We start from the raw sequence: 14479 nt of genomic DNA on the forward strand, positions 1-14479 counted from the left end.
GGGCCGCTGGCTGACGCGCGCGACCGCGCACGCCCCTGATCCCCGGTAATCCAGCGGAGATCGGCGCTTCTCCGGTCTTTCGACCGACCTGCCCACTTCCGGCTTGGCAGGTTCCATGTTGCAACGAGGCTTCAAACATCGGTTCGATTATTCTTCCCATAACAGGCATGCTTGCCGGACCGGCCACGGGCGGAAGTCCCTGGCCGTCCGACTTTGACGGGTTCTGCTTATTTATGGCTTGCCGAAGGCACCCGGCTTACCTCACCCGTCTGCTTCAGCCCCCGCGCTTGCGGCGCGTTGGCGGCAGGGTCTCCCACCCTGCAGGGGCAAAAAGTGCGCGTGACGGTTTCCAGCCGTCACTCTTGGCGCACGGATTTCGAAAATGGCTATCATCGGCAACTTCACCACCACCGCCAACGCAATCACCGGCCAGGTCCGCACCCTGACGGTTTCCATGAAGGCCCGCCTCGTTCCGATCGAGCGCAGCTCGCAGAACGCCCCTGACTTCCGGATCATGTCCGGCATGGCCGAAGTCGGCGCCGGCTGGAAGGCGGTCTCGGAAGACGGCGAGCCCTACGTCTCGGTCAAGCTCGACGATCCGAGCTTCAACGCCCCGATCAACGCGGCCCTGTGGCCGGCCGAAAAGGACGGCGACTACGACCTGGTCTGGAGCCGCCCGAAGCGGGAAGCCTGATACCGGAACTGCCCCGCCGCAAGGCGGGGCTTTTCCCTTGCATGAGGAAGCCGGAAGCAGGCATCGAGCCCGCTTCCGGCTTTTCAGGTGCTGGGCGGGGAAAGGTTGGGGGGGTGGCGAGGGACGCCGGTGGGCTGGGCTTCGCGGCAATGGCCGCGCTGACGACGCCGCCCATTTTCAAATCCTATGACAGCACGCGGGTCCGGGGAGGCTTCGGCCGGTAGCCGCGAGTGCGCCTCACGCGAAGCAGGTCCAGGAACAGACGTACAGCTTCCTCTTCCCGCTCGAAATGGTGGACCTTCGCCTGACCCATCGTCCCGATGCGTCCCCATCGCCGTGTGAGACAGGCCGTTCCGAATAGCGTCGGCTCGATGGACATCGCATAGTAGCGGGCCATATTCTTCGACGGTTCGGTGCGCTCGACATAGAGCTGGTAGGGCTGGGTGATCATGTGGGAATCGTGGCCGATCGGGGAAATGCTGTCCAACGACAGTTCTGAATCGGTCGGGAGCCAATGATTCATCTCCTTGATGGGACATGAGATGCGAGAGCTTGTCCGGGCGAGCCGCCTGCGGCGACCGCGTGCTATTCGCTTCGCTCACGGAGCCTGCCAGCAGTCTCCGCCCATGCGGGTGACGCCCACATCTCGCGGGATGAAGCCGGCCGGCCCGACCGGCCCGCTCCATCACGAAGGGATACCCTTCGCGCTTCCCCCGGCTGATCGCCGGACACGGGCGCGCCCTTGCGGGCGCGGGGCTCATCATCTGACCGCGTATTCTACGCCAGCCCGACGCGCCTCAAGGACGGCGCGGCCAGGCAGATTTTCCATCTCGCCGAAGGCGATCCCGGAAATTCAGCCTATCCGCTTGCAAGCCGCGTCCCGCGGTCCTTGACCCCCGCCGGTCTACACCGTGGCCACCTTTCGTCAGATCGAAAGGAGCACATCATGACAAATTTCAACGCAGTCGAAATGGTGCGGGTCGTCGCCGGGATTCTTGACGACGTGGTTGCGGGCCGAAACGCCTGCAAGACCAACTTCGCGCGCGGCCTTTTCTCGACGCTCGTCAGCCGGCTCGATGCCGTGCTGATCGCACTCGGGGAAGAGATCGCCCGAGAGGAGGAGTTTGCTGCCGCACGAGGGACTGAGGACGGCGATGCCTGGTACGAGATCTACCATATTTGCACGTCCTTCGAACATGAATGGGTGAAGCCCGGCCCGATTTCCCTGCTGGATGAAATCTGGGTGGATGCCTATGCCGAGGGGGAGGGCGAGTCGTGCCGGGTCTGCCTCGACCACACCATCGTCCCCAACGAGGAGCTGGAGGGCCTTGGAGAAATCCTTGCCGACATCGCGCGGAAAACCCGGATCGAGTTCATCGTCGCATGCGTCTGAGAAAGGCAGGCAGGCTACGGCCTGCCTGCTTTCATCACGGGAAGGAGCTCGCGCCGGCGGATCGACCGCCAGCGTCAGCTTGCCGATCCGCGCGGCGGTTCGGGCCGGGAAGAAAACCCTGGATGGATCCTGACAGCGCCGGGCCGGCCGGTAAAGCGGCCCGTGATGGCGCCCCATCTTCCGCGCCGGTCCGCGCGCGGACCCGAGAAGATGCGTCCCCATCCGCGCCAGCCGCTTGACAGTCCGGCCCGCCGGCGGGCTCGGGCTGCTGCCCTCCCCCTCTGTCCGGGAAATCGCAGGGGTCATTCCGAAGAGAAAGGAAAGGCTTCGCCACCAAGGATCCGAAGGGGAAATCCCTCTCGGCGTCGCCGGCACATGCAACCGGCAATCAGGAAAGGATGAAGACCATGGACAGTCCAGCCACCGACCCGCTTGGCACCGCGCTCGTGAAAGAGGGGCTCGCACCCAGCACCGGCGTTCTTGATTTGAACCGCTCGCTTTCCGTCCCCCATGATTTCGATCTTTCCGCGCCTTGGAACCTGCCGTCACGCATGTTCCGCTTTCCGATCGAAACTTGCGCCGCTGGCGGCGACCAGCCGCGCAAGATCGGGCTGCGCCATCCTCTTCTCGCCGACCATCCCTATGTGCGGCATGTCGAGGCTGTCCTGGGGGTACGGATCGATCCGGACGGCGCGCCGAACCGGCATGGCTATTCGACCGGGCCGACTGCGCGCTGGTGGCATGCCGTCGACCTGATCACCGCCGGGAAATGGCGCGAGCTGCTGCAGACGCAGGAATTCACCGAACCGGTCTGCATCGTGCAGGCCGTGGCCTTTGGCTGCCGCTACTCGCATCACGCGGATAAGGCCGCATCGGGATACCTTTCAATCGCCGAGGCTCGAACGATCCTGGGCGCGGTCGGCGCGAACGAGCCCGACGAGCGCGGCGCGGTCATTCGCTCGTTCTCGACACCGTCCGCCTGCAAGCAGGACAAGGGTAGCGTGCATTGGCCGATCAATACCGGCCGGCTGAGTGCCGAGGATGTGGCGTGGGGGATGATCTTCGGGATCGAGGATGGCTGGTTTCGTTATGACCGGTCCGGCTTTCTACACTGGTCGGAAACAGGGCGTGAGCGCTATGTGGCTGGAGACAGCGCCACATATGTGCAGGCAAGCGGCCAGGCCGCCTTTGCCTTCTAGGCAGCGCTCGGCCGCAGAGGCGATCAGACCGGAAACCCAGCGTATTTCAGACGGCGGTGCTACCGCTGACCTGCCAGCAGAAAGGATGAACCGAATGAGCAAGCAGCATGTGACTATCATCCAGAAGTCCGGCCTCGAGCGCCAGATTACGATCGAGGTTCGACGCCGACGATCGCGAGAGCGCCATCGAAGCGCTTCAATGCGGTGAGATCGACGTTCCCGCCGCCGACGATCCAAACTGGACCACGACCTGGACCCTTCAATCGGAGGACTACGAATGAGCCGCTACACGATCACGCTCCTCAAAGGCGAAAAAACGGATGACGAAGCCGTCATCGGATACGATCCGCCGCTGCGTACCTTTTTCCTTCAGGGTTTCGAGAGCGACGACGATTTCGGGACACCGGAAATCTGGCTCGGAACCCTGCTGGAGGAGTTTCCCACCCTGGAAGGCATCGTCGAGGCAGCGAGGGTCCAGGGCTATGAGGTTCGCGGCCTCGACCATGCCGACATGATCGCCATGTTGGGACAGGCGGGCCAGAGATACGAACCGTCCATCGCCGAAAGGCTCGGCTTCATTCTCTAGGCAGTCCGCCCCCCTCCTCTCCCCTCCCCTGCCCTCGCCTCTTGGGGAAAGTCGGAAACGGCATCGAGCCGTGTCCGGCTTTTGGGGTGCCATACGGAGAGGAATTGTCTGCTCAGTCCGTCCGAGGGTGCCATGCTGGCGGTCAGGCCTCAAGGACGCGCGGTTCCCCCAAATTTCTGTCCCGCCCCTGCGGGCCGCGCCAGAAATTCGGCTCCCCCACGCGCCGCCGCTGGCGGTCGCGTTCCGCGATCCTTGACCCCTGCCCACCCCCATGACCCCCGGCGTCGTCTTTCACAAACGTCAAGGAGACGACGATGACCTACGAACTCGTAACCACGATTGAGGAATTGCGGGCCGAGCTTCGCCATTGCGATCCGGCCGAACGCGCCCAGATCCAGGCGGAGCTGGAACAGGCGGAAGCCGAGCTTGCGGTTCTCGTTGCCGAACAGGAGGGCCGCGTCGGCAGCGAGCCTCCCTTCTAGGGAGGCTTTCACCATGCTCGCAACGGTCTGTTTACAGCAATGCTGTAGATGCTGTATATTACAGCAAATGCAACAATTACAGGAGGGCGCCATGCCGCGTTCGGGTGGTTCCTATACGACGAGCGACCTTTCCCGGAAGTCCGGTGACATCATCGCCGAAGCCTTGCGCCGGCCGGTGACGATCACCCAGCGCAGCAAGCCGCGCCTGGTCCTCCTCAACATCGACGACTACGAGCGACTGATGCGCCAGTCGGATGCGCGATCCGCCGGCACCATCGAGTCGATGTCAGATAACCTTTTCTCAGATTTCGAGAACGCCGTCGACGCCTATGCGGCCGAGGACGAGGGCGGGAAGTCATGAGCTATGACGATATCCAGACCGCCTCCGTCATTCGCTATCCCTACCTCTGGGCGAGGGAAGCGCACAAGGGAGAGACCGAGGGCCGGAAAGAGCGGCCGGTCGCCGTTGGCGTTCGCCTTCCCCGATCCGACGGCGATCTCGTGCTCTTCTTTCCGATCAGCACCAAGCAGCCAGAGCCCGCGCGCTTCTCGGCCGAGATTCCCGCCATCGAGAAACGCCGCGCCGGCCTCGACACCGATCTGAGGCTCTGGATCATCCTCGACGAGTTTAATACCGATCGTGTCGGCCACTCCTTCTACCTGGAGCCCGACCCGCCGATCGGCCGTTTCAGCAAGGCATTCTTCCTGCCGCTGCTGCGCGCCTTTATCGCCCGGCGAAAGGAGTTCACCGAGGTCAGCCGCTTTCGCTGACGTCCGTCGACGTTGGCGTCGCTTCGTTGATCGCGCAGCCCGCGCTGTTTCCCGAGCCAATTGATCAGTCGCACCAGCTCCGCCGCGATCCTTCCCAACGGCGGGCCAAGCCCTCCCCCACCAGCACCTCGCCGATAGAGCGGTCGTCGCGCGTCACCATGCGCAGCTTGCGGCCGTACTGGTCTTCGTCACGCCATCCCGCGACCACCGAAAACGGTCCTGCGTTCAGAAGCTGCTGGAGTCGGCGCTTGGCCGACTCCCCTTTCACCCGCTCAGCCTCGCAGCGCGGCGGGCTCAGCTCCGGCGTGTCGATATCGGAGACACGGATCTTCTCGCCCGACAGCCAGAATGTGTCGCCATCGACGATGCAGGTTGTCCGGGTGCTCCCGGTGCAAAAAGGAAATGACGCGTTGAGCGTATCCACCTTTGGCGTAGCGACGGCGAGCAGAAGCCTGTCTCCCATATGATAGCGCTCCGCGGCATAGCTACCGGCCGCGATAATGGCGACGATAACCCAGCCCCATTGCATCCGGTGCCTGTGTCTCTTCCGTCGCCTGGGCCAGTTGCCGCTGGATGGTGAACCGCCACGCTCTTTGCCGTTGGCCGATTTTCGGTTCCTGGCATTGCCGTTAAAGGGGACGATCTTCGTCAATTGTCTGCAGCCTCGATTGTTCTTTCTCAGACAGGATAGGCCGGCATGGGTTACGAACTGCTTCCTCAAATTCCTGACCGTCATTGCTTGGAAAAGGGAAGGGTTGGGCTCGACCCCTTTGGGGCACGGCTCTATTCGCTGTGCTCACCGAACCCGCCTTGCGGTTTCGGCCCATGCGGGTGACGAACCTCTCGCGATGTGGCCCGCGCTGCGGACAGCCTTAGCCGTCGCGAGGGAGAGACGGGCAAAGGGGCCGGCTGATCGCCGGAAACGGACACGGCGCCTTGCGCCGTGGGGTACATCACTCAGCCGGCCGATTGTACGGGCCGCGCGCATCGCCTCAAGGACTGGCGGTCCCCCCAATTTTCCGCCACCACCCAAGAGGGTGCCGACAGAAAATCGGCTCCCCCGCCGCAAGCCGCGTTTCGCGGTCCTTGACCCGACACACGACTTGCCCGGGCCAATCTCCGTCATCGTAACGATAGGAGATTAGACATGACGATCGAAGACATTATCCGAGGCCACCTCGACCGCATCGCAACACTGAACGGCTTCCTGCGGCTTGCTTATCTTGGCCGCCGTTCGAAGGAAAGCGCCGTGGCGCGCAAGGTCCGCCGCAACCTGATTGGCGAGATCGAGGTGATGATCGGTGAGGAGCGGGAGCAACTCGACGTCGCCCGAGCCTATTTGGAGCGCACGACGGAGAGCCAGCGGGCGCATGACGACAGCGTCCTCGGGCCTCTGGAGAGCGACGACGAAGCCTTCGCGGATTTCTCCGTGAGAAGGACGCTGCTCGAAATCCCACCGCTGTTCACGAAACCAGGTCGGGCATTCAATGTGATGAAGAACCGCTGGTATGACGTAGAGGAAGGTTATCCGAAGCGGGTCGCGGTGCCTGCCGAAGAACTCGGCGACCTTGCCGCGCTGATCGCCCGCGTGGGGGAAACGTTCTACGTCGACTTTATTGTCGAACGCTTCTTCTGGAGCGAGGATGCGCTTTTGGCATGGACTGCCGCACAGGACGAACGCGACGGGCGGCGGGAATGACGGCCAGCGCATTCCTTGGGAGGCGGCCGCGGCCGTCTCCCTTTATTGAACGCGTTTAATCGGCGAGCTCGCCCCGTGACCTTTCGCGCGAGCAAAGATCACGGGCGGGAAGGGAGCCGGGGGCGGTGGTTTCCCTTCATCTGAATCTCTTCTGGGGTGGAAGTGGGAGAACATCCGGCCGGATCGACCGGCCGTATGTTCTTTGAAAGAGGGCCTTGCCCCCTCTCATGCTCTCCCCATGAAGGGGCAGGGCAAAGCCCCGCCCCCTCAAACACCCCCACCCATGGCGGGGGTGGTCCACCCCCTCCAATCCTCCCCGATCCATATGGACACGGCGTCTCGTCGACGCCGTGACTACCCCTCTCTTTGTGACTTCCAGTGTACGCCAGCCCATCCGGCGTCAAGGACAGCGCGCCGCAGACATTTTGTGCAGTTGTTCCGCTGCGCGGACTGCACAAGATGCCGTCGCCGCTTGCCGCATAGCGGCCGCGTTCCGCGGTCCTGGACCCCTCTGGGCTACAGCGTGGACACCTTCCGTCAAAACGAAAGGAGACACTTATGACCAACCTCGACTTGCTCACCGTGTATACGAAGCTCTGCGGTTTCAAACTCCTGGTTCGCGCGAACCGGACGGGGGCGACATCGCGATTTGCACGGGTCGTCCATGATCGCTTGATCGATGTGCTCGACATGCACGCGAAGACGTGTAGCCGTGCGATGGAATACGAAACGTTCGCACGGATGGAGTGCGACATGGTGGTGCAGGATGGCCTGTACGACCTGCTCGGAGAATGCCTGAGCGATCTTGAGTGCGGTGGACGAGGCTCCTTCCCGTGGCATCTGCTGGATTACATCAACCGAGATCCGGACTTCGGCGGCTATCACCATCCCGTCAACGGAATCTGGTGCTGGGGAGCGATCCCCGAATCGATGACGGTGAGCGACGACGATCTTGACGGCCTCGGCCCAATCATCCGGCAGATCGCGGAGGAAACCGGCTTCCGCTTTACCGTCTATCTCTGCAGCACGCACATAGGACCACAGGGCGCGAGTGAGCTGGAGCCCGAAATCTACGAAAGGCCAGTGGGAGCAGGCTGGTGACAGGACGGCAGGCAGGGCAACCCGCCTGCCGTCTCTTCTCTGTTGAGTAAGCGCATTCGGCCGGTTCGACCGGCCGAATGCGCTATGAAGAGGGGGGCAAGCCACCCCTCTCATGCTCTCCCCATGAAGGGGCAGGGCAAAGCCCCGCCCCCTCAAACACCCCCACCCATGAAGGGGGTGTGACACCCCCTCCAAACCTCCCCGGCCCATTCGGTCGCGGCCCCTGGTCGGGGCCGCGGGTGCCTCTCTACTGACCTTCCTATTTTGCACCAGACACTCCGGCGTCAAGGACGAGCGGTTCCCCCAATTTTCTGCTGACGCCCTGTGGGCGCCATCGGAAAATCGGCTCCCCCACTTGCCGCCGCTGGCGGCCGCTAAAGCGGTCCCTGACCCCCTCGCGTCAACGGTGCGGACACCTTTTCGTCAGTATCGAAAAGGAGACTTCTTATGTCTGATTTCAATCATCTCGAACTCTATGCCAGTTTCTCCGGCTTCCGCATCATGGTCCTTGCAAACCGCCTGGCCTGCGAAGACGACTTCAGCCGCGCCGTGCATGACAAGCTGGTGGAGAAACTTGATGGCTTTATCGCCTCGTCGCGCCGCGCCGTCGCCGCCGAGCGCGAGATCGCGCTGAACGCCGATGCCGACGTTCAGGATCTCGGTGAGATAATCTGGGTGGTGGAACGGCAACTGGCCCACGATAGCGACGATCTGGATGGGATCGATCTTATCGCCAACGACATCTCGGTCGATTGGGCGACGAAGGAATGGTTCGATCATCGCACCGGGCGGTGGCACTTCGTCGCGGACGGCGAGCCGCCGCGGATCGAGATTGGGAACGCCCACTTGAACGGCCTTTGCGCCATCATCGACATGATCCGCGTCGAAACGGGTGTTCGGTTCAACACCTATGCCAATGAACCGGAGCCGGCGGAGGAGGCAAGTCTCGGTCGTGACGTCAAGGACGATGGGTGGTTCTACCCGATGTGACGAGCTTGCATGAGGACGAGGGGCGACTTCGGTTGCCTCTCGTCCTCATGCAAGCAAGGTAGCCACGTCAGCCGGTTCGACCGGCCGCCATGGCTAATGAAAGGGGCAAGCCCCTCTCAAACTCACCCATGAAGGGGCAGGGCAGAGCCCCGCCCCCTCACACCCCCACCCCAAGGGAAGGGCAAGCCCCTCCCTTGAACCCTCCCTTGGGGGAAGGAGGGACGGTGTCCCTCCTCCTCCTTCCCCCAACGCCCCCTTCCTCCTCTCCCCAGAGGGCGGCTGCGCCGCCACTTTGGGGATGATTCCATCGGCAAATGCCTGCCGAGCCTCCGGCACTTTAAGCGCCAAGAATCGAAAAAGTTCTCAGCTGAGAACTTTCGATAGAGTGGCATCGGTGATGACGCGAGGAGCTCTTGAAGCGCGGCGGTTTGTCTGAGGCCGTCCGGAATCTGACGGAAAGTTCTCAGCTGAGAACTTTTCCTCGGTCGAAAATCCGTTAACCTTTTGTTAACTCAATTTTCCTTGACCGAGTCACCGACTCGGATCATTTTTACGCTCAATTGTCGATTTCACCAGATTGAGCGTTTATAATGAAATCAGTCGCTACTCAACTTCAGGCACGCGCATCGGCGATCCCATCGCTAACGAGCCTTATCGAGGCTGACGCCGATCTACTCAGCGCGCAACTTCAGCAGTTGCGTGCGCGCGCATTCCCTCCTACGGCGCAAAAGGAGCTTCGCAAATTCATGGCCGGCGAGGCTGCGAAGCTAATCGGAATCAGCGATGCCTATCTTCGCCATTTGAATTCCGAGGGCAACATCCCGGAAGCAGAGAAGAACGGGGCAGGGCGCCGTCTCTATTCGCTTGATCAGATTCACGATATCCGGCGCTATCTGAGTTCGAATAAAAAAGGCTACTCGCCAAACCGGGCCGCAAACGAAGCGCTTCAGGTTATCGCTGTCACGAACTTCAAGGGCGGCTCAGGAAAGACGACGACCGCCGCCCATCTTGCGCAGTATTTCGCGCTGCGAGGATACCGGACGCTCGCTGTCGATCTCGATCCACAAGCCTCATTGTCGGCGCTCTTCGGCATTCAACCCGAATTTGACCTCGGTCCGAACGAAACGATCTACGGGGCGATCCGCTACGATGCGCAGCAGCGCCAACTCAGCGACATCATTCAGAAAACCTATTTTTCCGGACTCGACATCGTTCCTGGGAACCTCGAACTTCAAGAGTTCGAGCACGACACCCCCCGCGTCCTGAGTGAGCGTAGCCGTAATCGAGAGCAGATGTTCTTTACCAGAATCGCGACAGCGCTGGCATCCGTAGAGCAGAATTATGATGTCGTTATCCTCGATTGCCCGCCGTCGCTCGGATATCTGACGCTCTCGGCTCTATGCGCTGCGCGAAGTGTCGTCGTCACCATCCATCCGCAGATGCTTGATGTTGCCTCCATGTCGCAGTTTCTCCATATGACCGCCGGCCTCTTCGGCGTCGTTGAGAAGGCAGGCGGCAATGCCCAGTATGACTTCTTTCGCTATGTCGTAACACGCTACGAGCCCGCCGACGGCCCACAGGGGCAGATCGTCGGGTTGCTCAAGAGCCTCTTCGGCGACCGCGTGCTGACGAATGCGGTGCTGAAGTCTGCCGCGATCTCAGATGCCGGGATCACCAAGCAGACGCTCTACGAAGTCGGCCGCGAAAACTTCCATCGCGTGACTTACGATCGCGCCATGGAATCGCTCGACAGCGTCAATGGGGAAATTGAGAAGCTGGTGAAGCAGGCGTGGGGACGAACGGTATGAGCAAGAGGCGCGACGCTCTGAAAGACTTTCTCTCTCCGATTCAGCCTTCAGCGGAGCCGTCCCCGCGCGTAAAACCGGCCGTTCAGTCTGGTGCCCTCAATTCAATGAATCAGGCTATCGCCAATCTTGCGACCGAAGCGGATCAGGCGGAGTCCTTGCGGATGCAGCTTGAAGCCGGCGAGACGATTGTCGAGCTTGAACCGAAGATTATTCATGGCTCTTTCGTGAAAGATCGACTCGATGCCTTTACCGATCCGAAGTTCATCGAACTGCGCGAAGGGCTTAAGACTTCCGAACAGATCATCCCGGTTCTGGTGCGCCCCCATCCCGAATTGAAGGGGGAGTACCAGCTCGCCTTTGGACATCGGCGCGTCGAAGCGCTTCGGCAGCTCGGCCGTAGGGTCAAGGCTATCGTTCGCAATCTTTCCGACGAAGACTTGATCCGCGCACAGGGTAAGGAGAACACAGACAGAGCGGATCTTTCCTTCATCGAGAAGGCATTGTTCGCATTGCGCCTCGATCAGCAAGGGGTACGTCGGCAAGTCATAATGGACGCCCTGACCATTTCGTCCAAAGGAGTTCTGTCCGGCATGATCTCACTTGCCAGTTCCCTATCGACGGAATTGATCGAAGCTATTGGTTCTGCACCGTCGATTGGCCGACCGCGCTGGGAGGCGTTGGCGCAGCTGCTGGCCGATCCTGGTCACGAGGCGAGTTGGCGCGAGCTTATCAGCAGGGAAAACTTCCAAGCTCTTTCCAGCGATGCTCGCTTCGAAAGTGCGCTGAAAACCGTTTCCGTGCGCAAAGAGAAGGCGTCCGAGGAACAGATCATTAAGACGGGTGAGGGGCGCAAAATTGCGACCGCGCAAAGCAGCAAACGTGCCGTGAAGCTGACGATCCCGACGAAGCATACTGGGGAATTTGCGCAATTCCTGCTGCGCAAATTGCCGGATATCTACGAAGAATTTGCCGCGTCCGAGGCAAATGCCACGAGTGAGAACAAGTAGGAGCATATCGCAAAAGAAAAAGGCCCCCAATCGGTAAACCGTGGAAGCCTCTCTCGTATTCTGTGACAAGGTCGAGAATCGCATTTCCACGAATCACAGTCAAGAGTCTTTGGCACCGTTTTGGTGAGTGGATTTCTTTTGCCCTTTGAAAGGTGAAAGAAAATGCAGATTGGACGTGTGACAACGCCCCATGGGCGGCCGATGACGCTTGCCTTGGTGAGAGGCCAGCTCGAAACCGCCGACCGCGACGCGGGCAAGGCGGTCAATAAGTGGAAAGTCTTCAACGACGTCGGCGAGGCGAAGGATGTGTTCGGCCTCCAGGATCGTTCGATAACGGTGCTGCAGGCGCTGCTGAGCTTTTATCCGAACGATGAACTCTCGGATGAGAGCGGCGGCCTGATCGTTTTCCCGTCGAATAACCAGCTGTCTCAGCGCGCCCACGGCATCGCCGGCACGACCTTGCGCCGGCATCTTTCCGCGTTGGTCGACGCCGGCCTGATCGAACGCCGCGATAGCCCGAATGGCAAGCGCTATGCACATCGGGGCAGGGGAGGGGACATCGAGGCTGCATTCGGCTTCAGCCTCGCGCCTCTGCTCGCCCGTGCGAGCGAGTTGGCCAGCCTGGCACAGCGGCTCGCTGCCGAGCGTCTTCAGTTCAAGCGCGCGAAAGAGGCGTTGTCGCTCTGCCGCCGCGACGTTCGCAAGCTGATCTCGGCCGCCATGGACGAGGGCGCGGATGGCGATTGGGCGACGATCGAGGGCATGTACATCGCGCTCCTGGCCCGTCTGCCACGCTCTCCTCGTCGCGAAGATGTCGACGGAGTGCTCGAAGAAATGGAGCTTCTCCGCGAGGAAGTCATCAACCGTCTGGAAATTCAGGTAAAAGCAGAAAAAACGGACGTCAATGACAGCCATGACGGTCGTCACATACAGAATTCAAAACCCGAATCCTTCCATGAATTTGAACCTCGCTCTGAAAAAGAGCAGGGCGAGATGTCGAGCCAAAAACCGAACCGGATTGTCGAGCCGCTGAAGGCTTACCCGTTACCACTGGTGCTGAGAGCCTGCCCGCAAATTGCCGACTACGCGGCCGGCGGCCGCATCGAGAGTTGGCGCGAGCTGATGACGGCCGCCGTAACAGTCCGATCGGCGCTCGGAGTCAGTCCGTCGGCCTACCAGGAGGCGTGCGAGGTGATGGGGCCGGAAAATGCCGCGATTGCGGTCGCCTGCATCCTGGAGCGCGCCGAGCATATCACCTCGCCCGGCGGCTATCTGCGCGACCTCACCCGAAAGGCGGAGCGCGGTGAATTTGGCCTCGGTCCGATGCTGATGGCGGCGCTCAGGGCGAACGGGGAGGCCGCGAAGCGAAGTGCGTAGCAGCTCTCCCTTTTCCCGCTCAGGAAATATCGGGAATCCGCTCGGCGATTTTTTCGAGATAGTCGTCGATCGCCTCCTCGATGTAGGAGTTGAACTTCCGCCGCTCGATCGCGGCGAGGATCTTCAGCTTCTTGTGGACCTCGGCGCGGATATGGATGCCGGTCGTGACTTTTTCCGTGTCACGGAAGCGTTTGCCGGCGACCGGGTCGCGGCTTTCGCCCCTGGCCACCATGTCACGGAGCTGTCCGCGCGCCAATGGCGGCTTCGCTGATGGTGCCGGCGCCTGGTCTTCCGCAGCGGATTTTGCAGCGGGCGCTACCTTCTCTCGAACCGCGGGGCGGTCGCGGCCCGTCGAGATCAATCCGAGGACGAGGTTCTTGCTGTCTGTGCCCTCGCTCATTGCTTTACCTCGCTGGTCTTCGACCGGTAGAGGGAAAGCAGCTCGCCAAGGAGGGTTTCCATTTCCGCGATCGCCTTCGGATCCGGCTTCGCGGATGTCTGGAGCGTGCCGGCGGCGCCAATCGATTGATAGGACGCGCGGCGCGCGATCGGCTGGCTGGCCAGAGCGACACCGCTTTCGCGCAAAATTTCCCGGAGCGGTTCATGCGCCTTGGCGCGGCCGGTGACCAGATCGTGCTGGTTGATGACGATCATCGTCGGGAGCTTGCGTTTCTGATCCTCTTCGACCACCGGAACATGGTTCAGCGCCAGCTGCATGCCGGCAACGACGTCGTCCTGGGTCGTCTGCAACGGGATCAGAACGATGTCGGCACAGTAGAGACCGGCGAACAGGTTTTCGTTGGTCGTGCCCTCGACATCGACGAAGACAATTTTGCCCTCCTGCTGATGTTGGAGAGCGAGCTTGTAGATCTGGTTGGGGTCGAGGCAGCTTTCGGCCTCCAGCCGGTCGGGCCAGACGTCCATCTGTTTCGACATCGTGACCCAGCGCATCGTGTTGGCGCGGCTGTCGGCATCGATCAGGAAGACGTCGTTACCGGCATGGGCGGCCGTGCCGGAGAGCGCGCGGACGAGGGTGGTCTTGCCGGTTCCGCCCTTCGGGTTGGCGATGGTGACGATCATGATGGCTCCTTCATTCTGCGAATAAACTATAGTTATTTCCTCGTCTCTCTTTCCGCAATGCATTCGTTGCCCATTGTTCGTTCACCGTTGATGATTGATGATTGACCGCCGACAACGGGTGATGACCAACGGGCAATTGCCAGTTGCCCGTTGACAATGAGCAACCGCATGGGGGTTAACTGTCAGTGGTTAATGGGTAATTGGCAATTGCCAGTAGTGCGACTGGCAATGATCGCATGAACAATGGGCAACTGCTAACGGGACCGAGTGGCGTCGGAGGTGAGTTGCTGCG

At 61.2% G+C, this 14479-nt stretch carries 17 protein-coding genes; 13 read left to right on the top strand and 4 right to left on the bottom strand.

Features of this window, described 5'->3' with window-relative positions:
- Positions 1–382: 382 nt before the first annotated feature.
- Positions 383–694 carry a DUF736 domain-containing protein gene (locus AABQ55_RS36245; protein ID WP_272809679.1) on the top strand — a complete coding sequence of 104 codons (312 nt, stop codon included), beginning with the start codon at positions 383–385 and terminating at the stop codon, positions 692–694.
- Between the two features lie 184 nt (positions 695–878).
- On the opposite strand, the gene AABQ55_RS36250 is transcribed toward AABQ55_RS36245, so the two are convergent.
- Complete coding sequence (locus tag AABQ55_RS36250; protein WP_272809680.1) at positions 879–1145, bottom strand: WGR domain-containing protein; 267 nt, start codon at positions 1143–1145, stop codon at positions 879–881.
- Between the two features lie 495 nt (positions 1146–1640).
- Between AABQ55_RS36250 and AABQ55_RS36255 the strand changes: the two genes are divergently transcribed.
- From AABQ55_RS36255 to AABQ55_RS36280, 6 genes are all read left to right on the top strand, one after another.
- Positions 1641–2087 (top strand): hypothetical protein, encoded by a 447-nt coding sequence (locus AABQ55_RS36255; protein WP_272809681.1) that lies wholly within the window; start codon positions 1641–1643, stop codon positions 2085–2087.
- Positions 2088–2485: 398 nt separating this feature from the next.
- Positions 2486–3286: a hypothetical protein gene (locus AABQ55_RS36260; RefSeq protein WP_272809682.1), complete on the top strand. Its 801-nt coding sequence runs from the start codon at positions 2486–2488 to the stop codon at positions 3284–3286.
- Between the two features lie 277 nt (positions 3287–3563).
- The gene (locus tag AABQ55_RS36265; protein WP_272809683.1) at positions 3564–3872 is read left to right on the top strand and encodes a hypothetical protein; all 309 of its coding nucleotides are present in this window, start codon (positions 3564–3566) and stop codon (positions 3870–3872) included.
- A 314-nt stretch (positions 3873–4186) separates the two neighbouring features.
- Complete coding sequence (locus tag AABQ55_RS36270) at positions 4187–4354, top strand: hypothetical protein (protein ID WP_272809684.1); 168 nt, start codon at positions 4187–4189, stop codon at positions 4352–4354.
- Positions 4355–4445: 91 nt separating this feature from the next.
- Positions 4446–4715: a type II toxin-antitoxin system prevent-host-death family antitoxin gene (locus AABQ55_RS36275; RefSeq protein ID WP_272809685.1), complete on the top strand. Its 270-nt coding sequence runs from the start codon at positions 4446–4448 to the stop codon at positions 4713–4715.
- Positions 4712–5125 (top strand): hypothetical protein, encoded by a 414-nt coding sequence (locus tag AABQ55_RS36280; RefSeq protein WP_272809686.1) that lies wholly within the window; start codon positions 4712–4714, stop codon positions 5123–5125. The genes AABQ55_RS36275 and AABQ55_RS36280 overlap by 4 nt, the downstream gene beginning before the upstream one ends.
- Positions 5126–5189: 64 nt before the next feature.
- Here AABQ55_RS36280 and AABQ55_RS36285 read toward each other — a convergent pair whose 3' ends face one another.
- The gene (locus tag AABQ55_RS36285) at positions 5190–5777 is read right to left on the bottom strand and encodes a thermonuclease family protein (protein ID WP_443021360.1); all 588 of its coding nucleotides are present in this window, start codon (positions 5775–5777) and stop codon (positions 5190–5192) included.
- A 495-nt stretch (positions 5778–6272) separates the two neighbouring features.
- Between AABQ55_RS36285 and AABQ55_RS36290 the strand changes: the two genes are divergently transcribed.
- The 6 genes from AABQ55_RS36290 to repC all read left to right on the top strand — a co-directional run bounded on the left by AABQ55_RS36290 (position 6273) and on the right by repC (position 13107).
- Positions 6273–6824: a hypothetical protein gene (locus AABQ55_RS36290; protein WP_272809687.1), complete on the top strand. Its 552-nt coding sequence runs from the start codon at positions 6273–6275 to the stop codon at positions 6822–6824.
- Positions 6825–7382: 558 nt separating this feature from the next.
- Complete coding sequence (locus AABQ55_RS36295) at positions 7383–7925, top strand: hypothetical protein (protein ID WP_272809688.1); 543 nt, start codon at positions 7383–7385, stop codon at positions 7923–7925.
- Positions 7926–8372: 447 nt separating this feature from the next.
- Complete coding sequence (locus tag AABQ55_RS36300) at positions 8373–8915, top strand: hypothetical protein (protein ID WP_272809689.1); 543 nt, start codon at positions 8373–8375, stop codon at positions 8913–8915.
- 590 nt (positions 8916–9505) lie between these two features.
- Positions 9506–10723 (top strand): plasmid partitioning protein RepA, encoded by a 1218-nt coding sequence (gene repA, locus AABQ55_RS36305; RefSeq protein ID WP_338341965.1) that lies wholly within the window; start codon positions 9506–9508, stop codon positions 10721–10723.
- Positions 10720–11730, top strand: a complete 1011-nt coding sequence (repB, locus tag AABQ55_RS36310; protein ID WP_272809569.1) for a plasmid partitioning protein RepB — start codon at positions 10720–10722, stop codon at positions 11728–11730. The genes repA and repB overlap by 4 nt, the downstream gene beginning before the upstream one ends.
- Before the next feature lie 162 nt (positions 11731–11892).
- The gene (gene repC, locus AABQ55_RS36315; RefSeq protein ID WP_272809570.1) at positions 11893–13107 is read left to right on the top strand and encodes a plasmid replication protein RepC; all 1215 of its coding nucleotides are present in this window, start codon (positions 11893–11895) and stop codon (positions 13105–13107) included.
- Positions 13108–13126: 19 nt separating this feature from the next.
- On the opposite strand, the gene AABQ55_RS36320 is transcribed toward repC, so the two are convergent.
- Both AABQ55_RS36320 and AABQ55_RS36325 read right to left on the bottom strand, forming a co-directional pair.
- Positions 13127–13507, bottom strand: a complete 381-nt coding sequence (locus tag AABQ55_RS36320; protein WP_272809571.1) for a hypothetical protein — start codon at positions 13505–13507, stop codon at positions 13127–13129.
- Positions 13504–14187 (bottom strand): ParA family protein, encoded by a 684-nt coding sequence (locus AABQ55_RS36325; protein WP_272809572.1) that lies wholly within the window; start codon positions 14185–14187, stop codon positions 13504–13506. Before AABQ55_RS36325 ends, AABQ55_RS36320 begins: the two co-directional genes overlap by 4 nt.
- Between the last annotated feature and the right edge of the window lie 292 nt (positions 14188–14479).

Origin of the sequence: Shinella sp. WSD5-1, assembly GCF_963942435.1 — a bacterium.
Classification (GTDB): Bacteria; Pseudomonadota; Alphaproteobacteria; order Rhizobiales; family Rhizobiaceae; genus Shinella; species Shinella yambaruensis.

Excerpts from the sequence above, each read along its gene's own strand:
- AABQ55_RS36300 (WP_272809689.1), top strand. The coding sequence starts at position 8,373 with ATGTCTGATTTCAATCATCTCGAACTCTATGCCAGTTTCTCCGGCTTC.
- repC (WP_272809570.1), top strand. The coding sequence starts at position 11,893 with ATGCAGATTGGACGTGTGACAACGCCCCATGGGCGGCCGATGACGCTT.
- AABQ55_RS36325 (WP_272809572.1), bottom strand. The coding sequence starts at position 14,187 with ATGATCGTCACCATCGCCAACCCGAAGGGCGGAACCGGCAAGACCACC.
- AABQ55_RS36295 (WP_272809688.1), top strand. The coding sequence starts at position 7,383 with ATGACCAACCTCGACTTGCTCACCGTGTATACGAAGCTCTGCGGTTTC.
- AABQ55_RS36245 (WP_272809679.1), top strand. The coding sequence starts at position 383 with ATGGCTATCATCGGCAACTTCACCACCACCGCCAACGCAATCACCGGC.
- AABQ55_RS36270 (WP_272809684.1), top strand. The coding sequence starts at position 4,187 with ATGACCTACGAACTCGTAACCACGATTGAGGAATTGCGGGCCGAGCTT.
- AABQ55_RS36275 (WP_272809685.1), top strand. The coding sequence starts at position 4,446 with ATGCCGCGTTCGGGTGGTTCCTATACGACGAGCGACCTTTCCCGGAAG.
- AABQ55_RS36280 (WP_272809686.1), top strand. The coding sequence starts at position 4,712 with ATGAGCTATGACGATATCCAGACCGCCTCCGTCATTCGCTATCCCTAC.
- AABQ55_RS36260 (WP_272809682.1), top strand. The coding sequence starts at position 2,486 with ATGAAGACCATGGACAGTCCAGCCACCGACCCGCTTGGCACCGCGCTC.
- repB (WP_272809569.1), top strand. The coding sequence starts at position 10,720 with ATGAGCAAGAGGCGCGACGCTCTGAAAGACTTTCTCTCTCCGATTCAG.
- AABQ55_RS36250 (WP_272809680.1), bottom strand. The coding sequence starts at position 1,145 with ATGATCACCCAGCCCTACCAGCTCTATGTCGAGCGCACCGAACCGTCG.
- AABQ55_RS36255 (WP_272809681.1), top strand. The coding sequence starts at position 1,641 with ATGACAAATTTCAACGCAGTCGAAATGGTGCGGGTCGTCGCCGGGATT.
- AABQ55_RS36265 (WP_272809683.1), top strand. The coding sequence starts at position 3,564 with ATGAGCCGCTACACGATCACGCTCCTCAAAGGCGAAAAAACGGATGAC.
- repA (WP_338341965.1), top strand. The coding sequence starts at position 9,506 with ATGAAATCAGTCGCTACTCAACTTCAGGCACGCGCATCGGCGATCCCA.
- AABQ55_RS36290 (WP_272809687.1), top strand. The coding sequence starts at position 6,273 with ATGACGATCGAAGACATTATCCGAGGCCACCTCGACCGCATCGCAACA.
- AABQ55_RS36320 (WP_272809571.1), bottom strand. The coding sequence starts at position 13,507 with ATGAGCGAGGGCACAGACAGCAAGAACCTCGTCCTCGGATTGATCTCG.